The organism is Saccharomonospora saliphila YIM 90502, assembly GCF_000383795.1.
GTDB classification, from domain to species: domain Bacteria; phylum Actinomycetota; class Actinomycetes; order Mycobacteriales; family Pseudonocardiaceae; genus Saccharomonospora; species Saccharomonospora saliphila.
The window spans coordinates 75,243-80,158 of the sequence record NZ_KB912705.1 but is presented as its reverse complement, the minus strand read 5'-3'; the positions used below and the strand labels follow the sequence as shown (position 1 = coordinate 80,158).

4 protein-coding genes are annotated in these 4,916 nt (G+C 73.9%); 3 read left to right on the top strand and 1 reads right to left on the bottom strand.

Annotated elements, in window-relative coordinates; genetic code table 11:
• Positions 1-189 precede the first annotated feature (189 nt).
• The 3 genes from SACSA_RS0117030 (at position 190) to idi (ending at position 3,189) form a co-directional block, all read left to right on the top strand.
• The gene (locus SACSA_RS0117030) at positions 190-1,431 is read left to right on the top strand and encodes a cytochrome P450 (protein ID WP_019818950.1); all 1,242 of its coding nucleotides are present in this window, start codon (positions 190-192) and stop codon (positions 1,429-1,431) included.
• 40 nt (positions 1,432-1,471) lie between these two features.
• Complete coding sequence (gene mmuM / locus SACSA_RS0117025; RefSeq protein WP_019818949.1) at positions 1,472-2,407, top strand: homocysteine S-methyltransferase; 936 nt, start codon at positions 1,472-1,474, stop codon at positions 2,405-2,407.
• A gap of 158 nt (positions 2,408-2,565) precedes the next feature.
• Positions 2,566-3,189, top strand: a complete 624-nt coding sequence (gene idi, locus SACSA_RS0117020) for an isopentenyl-diphosphate Delta-isomerase (RefSeq protein WP_019818948.1) — start codon at positions 2,566-2,568, stop codon at positions 3,187-3,189.
• A 138-nt stretch (positions 3,190-3,327) separates the two neighbouring features.
• On the opposite strand, the gene SACSA_RS0117015 is transcribed toward idi, so the two are convergent.
• Positions 3,328-4,806 carry an aldehyde dehydrogenase family protein gene (locus SACSA_RS0117015; RefSeq protein WP_019818947.1) on the bottom strand — a complete coding sequence of 493 codons (1,479 nt, stop codon included), beginning with the start codon at positions 4,804-4,806 and terminating at the stop codon, positions 3,328-3,330.
• Between the last annotated feature and the right edge of the window lie 110 nt (positions 4,807-4,916).

Sequence of the window (4,916 nt, the reverse complement as noted above, 5' to 3'; positions counted from 1 at the left end):
GGCCCGGATGACCCGGCCGCGAGACGGCTGACCAGGCACGCCGGGGGCTCGGGCCACGCCCGGGCACGCAGGCGCGCGTCCACTCCACGCCGCACGTCCGGCACGCGCGACAGCCGTCACGGTCCGAAGTGGGGGGCCTACAATCTGGCCTCCCACCGCCCGCGCAGTCTCGCCCGTCCGGAGCACCCGATGACGACCAGCCCCTCCGAGCAGATCACCGCGCTGTACGGGCCGCGGTTCACCAAGGACCCCACCCGGGTCTACGAGGAGATCCGGAGGCGGCACGGCCCGGTCGCACCCGTTCTGCTGGGGGGAGACGTCCCCGCCTGGCTGGTCCTCGGCTACCGCGAGCTGTACCAGGTGACCAGTGATCCGGAGAGGTTCGCCCGTACCTCCCGGCACTGGCACAGCTGGCACCGGGTCTCGCCGGACTGGTCCCTGCGCCCGTACGTGGAGCCGCAACCGTCGTCGATCCTCACCGACGCCGAGGAGCACCGCCGCCTCTCGGCGCCGCTGCACGAGGCACTGGCCGCCGTCGACCAGGTGGAACTGCGCGCGCAGATCGCCCAGATCGCCGACCGGTTGATCGATGATTTCGTCGGCCGGGGCACGGCCGACCTCGTCGCCTCCTACACCCACCGCCTCCCGCTGCTGATGCTGGCGCGGCTGTTCGGGCTGCCCGGACACGAGGTACCCGGGCTCGTGCGCGACGTCGCGCTGTCGGCCGACCGGGGCCACGACGCCGTGCGCGCGCACCAGCGGATCGTGCGGCTCATGCGTGCCCTGGTGCGGGACAAGCGCCACCGCCCCGGGGCCGATCTGCCGTCCCGCATCCTCGCCCACCCGCGCGCGCTCGGCGACGACGAGATCGCCACCGATCTGTTCCTGACCCTGGCAGCGGCCCAGCTCACCACGGCCGACTGGATGGGCAACACACTCCGGCTGATGCTCACCGACGACCGGTTCGCGATCACGCTTTCCGGTGGCCGCCGCAGCATCGGCCAGGCGCTCAACGAGGTGCTGTGGTACGAGCCGCCCACGCAGAACTTCATCGGCCGGTTCGCCACCGCCGACGCCCACCTCGGAGGCCAGCGCATCCGCCGGGGTGACATGCTCGTGCTCGGCCTGGCCGCCGCGAACACCGATCCGCACGCGCGAGGACCCCGGCGGTGCCCGGCCGGGGGCGACGACGGCGCCGTCGGCAACGAGGCGTACCTGTCGTTCAGCCACGGCGAGCACGGCTGCCCGTACCCGGCGCAGGAGATCGCGACCACCCTCGTGCACGGTGGCATCGAGGTCCTGCTCGACCGGCTTCCGGACGTCCACCTCGCCGCGGGCGCCCCACCGCTGTCCTGGCGGCAGTCGGTGTGGATGCGGGGCCTGACCTCGCTGCCGGTGATGTTCACCCCCGGACCTCCCGGCGGTGCGTGAACGGGCCCGGCACCGGGGCGACACCGCCTAGGGTGGAGCCGTGACGTCCGATTCCCGTGGTCCGGTCCTGCTCACCGACGGGGGCTTCGCCTCCGCGCTGGAGGCACGCGGGCACGACCTGAGCGACGCGCTGTGGTCGGCCCGGCTCCTGCTCGACGCGCCGGACGAGATCGTGGCCACGCACCGCGACTTCTACCGCGCGGGAGCGCACGTGGCGACGACGGCGACCTACCAGGCGTCGTTCGACGGCTTCGCCGCGCGCGGGCTGACACGCGCGGAGACCGCGGGGCTGCTACGGCGCGGCGTCGAGCTGGCCCGCCGGGCACGCGCGGAGCTGGCCGGAGACGGCACGCCGCGCTGGGTCGCCGCCTCGGTCGGACCCTACGGCGCGGCGCTGGCCGACGGGTCCGAGTACCGCGGCCGGTACGGGGTGAGCGTGCCCGCGTTGCGCGCCTGGCACCGTCCTCGCGTCGAGGCGCTGGCCGAGGCCGGTCCGGACGTGCTGGCCCTGGAGACGGTGCCCGACGTCGACGAGGCCGAGGCGCTCGTCGCGGCCGTCGAGGGGCTCGGCGTGCCTGCGTGGCTGACGTTCACCGTCGACGGCGGGCGTACCCGTGCCGGGCAGCCGATGGCCGACGCCTTCGCCGTCGCCGCCGACGCGCCCGGAATCGTGGCGGTGGGGGTCAACTGCTGCGCACCGGACGAAGTGCCCGAGGCCGTGGCGTGCGCGCGGGAGGTGACCGGCAAACCGGTGGTCGCCTACCCGAACAGCGGCGAGGACTGGGACGCGCGACGCCGCGAGTGGAGGGGTCCGGCGCGCTATGCGCCCGGCGACGCGCACCGCTGGCTGGCCGAGGGCGCCACGATCGTCGGCGGCTGTTGCCGCGTACTGCCGGCCGACATCGCCCGCCTCGCCGCGACCCTCGCCCCTGTTGTCGAGTCGTCAAGGCCTCCTTTCCTGCGCTCAACGCAGTGAAGGAGGCCTTGACGACATGCCAAAGAGCCCCAGGGGGCTCGGCGTGGTGAGCCGGTGGGGGGCGCGGGGTCACGTGTTCGGGCGACCGGGTTGCCGTGGGCGGCGCCACCCACCAGAGTGCAACCGAGACCGCTTGTGTGAACCGTCAGGGGTGGGCCATGACCTCAGCACTCGATCCGAACGTCGAGTACGTCGTGCTCTGCGGCGCCGACTACGAACGCGTCGGATACGCGCCCAAGTCCGAGGTCCACCACAAGGACACGCCGCTGCACCTGGCCTTCTCCTGTTACGTCTTCGACCCCGAGGGCGCGCTGCTGGTCACCTGGCGCGCCACCACGAAGAAGACCTGGCCCGGCGTGCGCACCAACTCGTGCTGCGGCCACCCGGGGCCGGGCGAGGTACTGCCCGACGCGGTGGCCCGCAGGCTGACCGACGAACTCGGCGTTGTCGTCGACACGATCGATCTGGTGCTGCCCGCCTTCGCCTACCAGGCCACGATGGCCGACGGGGTGCGGGAGAACGAGGTGTGCCCGGTCTACCGCGCCACCGTCGGCACGCGCCCGGAGCTGCGGCCGGACCCGGCCGAGGTGGACGACGCCGCGTGGGTGCCCTGGCGCGAGTTCGCCACCGAGGTGCGGCGCGCCCCGGACGCGGTCTCACCGTGGTGCGCACGGCAGGTGGACGAGCTGGCCACGCTCGGCCCGGACCCGCTGCGCTGGCCGGTCTCCGACGACACAGAGTTGCCGCTCGCGGCCAGGGAACCGCTCGTGCCCCGAGGCTGAGTCGCCGCCGACCGGAAGCGACGCCGTGCGCCTCGTCGCACCCGAGGGGGCACCGAGCCCACAGCGTCTCAGTCGGCCACGGGCCCGGACCGCGGCTCACGCACCCGCGCGAGGACACCGCGCACGCGCGAGACCCGCTCACGCGAGCGGGAAGCTCCGGGGCGTGTGCTGGACGCTGATCCAGTGGTCGGTGGTGAACTCCTCGATGGCCCAGTCGCCGCCGAACCGGCCGAGGCCCGAGGCCTTCTCCCCGCCGAAGGCCGTGTTCGGGTCGTCGTTGATCGTGGTGTCGTTGACGTGGGTCATCCCGGCCCGCACACGCCGCGCGAACCGCACGCCCCGTTCGGCGTCGCCGCTGTAGACGGCGCTGGAGAGACCGTATTCGGTGTCGTTGGCCAGGTCGAGGGCGTGCTGCTCGTCCTTGGCGCGCACCACGGTGGCCACGGGACCGAACACCTCCTCGGCCGCGGTGGCGACGTCGTTGTCACCGAGCAGCAGGTGCGGCGGCAGCACCGACCCCACGGGCCCGAACGGCTCGCCGCCGACGAGCTGCCGCGCCCCGTCGTCGACCGCGCGGGCGATCGTGTCCCGCACGGAGGCGAGCTGGCTCGCGTTGATGATCGGGCCGATCCGGGTCCGCTCGGCGGCGGGGTCGCCCGCCTCCAGCCCGCGCACCCGCTCGGCGAACCGGTCGACGAACGCGTCGTGCACGGAGTCGTCGACGATCACCCGGTTCGTCGCCATGCACACCTGCCCCTGGTGGACGAACGACCCGAACACCGCCGCGTCCACGGCGCGGTCGAGGTCGGCGTCGTCGAGCACCACGAGCGGGCCGTTGCCGCCGAGTTCCAGCGCACACCGCTTGAGCGGCGCGCTGCGCGCGATGCCTTCGCCCACCGGTGTGGACCCGGTGAACGACACGACGCTCGGCACGTCGTGGGTGACCACCGCGTCTCCGATCTCGGAGCCCTTCCCGACGACGACGTTGACCAGACCCGGTGGCAGGCCGGCCTCCTCGTAGAGCCGGGCCAGCAGCAGGCCGCCGGTCACCGGGGTGTCCCCCGCCGGTTTGAGTACCACGGCGTTGCCCACGGCCAGCGCGGGCGCCACCGACCGGTTCGACAGTTGGAGGGGGAAGTTCCACGGGCTGATCACGGCGACCACGCCCACCGGCGCCCGGTAAACGCGGTTCTCCTTGCCCGGCACCATGCTCGGCAGGATGCGCCCTGCCACCCGCGACGGGAAGGAGGCCGCCTCCAAGAGCACGTCCCGCACCAGGGCGACCTCGAACTCCGCGCGGAAACGCGCCGCACCGGCCTCCGCGACCAGCCAGTCGGCGATCTCGGCGGCCCGCGCGTCCAGGATGCGGACCGCCCGCAGGAACACCTCGGCGCGTTCGCCCGGCGGCCTCGCCGCCCAGTCCGGCTGCGCCCGGCGCGCGGCCTGGTAGGCGGTGTCGACGTCCACGGCGGAGGCGAGCGGGATCTCGGTCAGGACCTCACCGGTGTAGGGGTTCGTGTCGGAGGCGACGGCCCCGGAACCACCCGGCCGCCACGTGCCGTCCAGCGGCATCCGGTCGAGACCCGAGTAGGGCGTCGGGGTGTCGGCGGTGTGCATGGAACCTCCTGGAGTCGCCGGGCGCCCGTGTCCCGCCGGGGCGCTGCCTGTCGGCTACCCCGGCGGCCCGGCGAAACAACCCGGGCCGCGCGACGGCGCACGCGGCCCGG

Coding starts and splice junctions, on each gene's coding strand:
- SACSA_RS0117030 (WP_019818950.1), top strand. CDS start 190: ATGACGACCAGCCCCTCCGAGCAGATCACCGCGCTGTACGGGCCGCGG.
- idi (WP_019818948.1), top strand. CDS start 2,566: ATGACCTCAGCACTCGATCCGAACGTCGAGTACGTCGTGCTCTGCGGC.
- SACSA_RS0117015 (WP_019818947.1), bottom strand. CDS start 4,806: ATGCACACCGCCGACACCCCGACGCCCTACTCGGGTCTCGACCGGATG.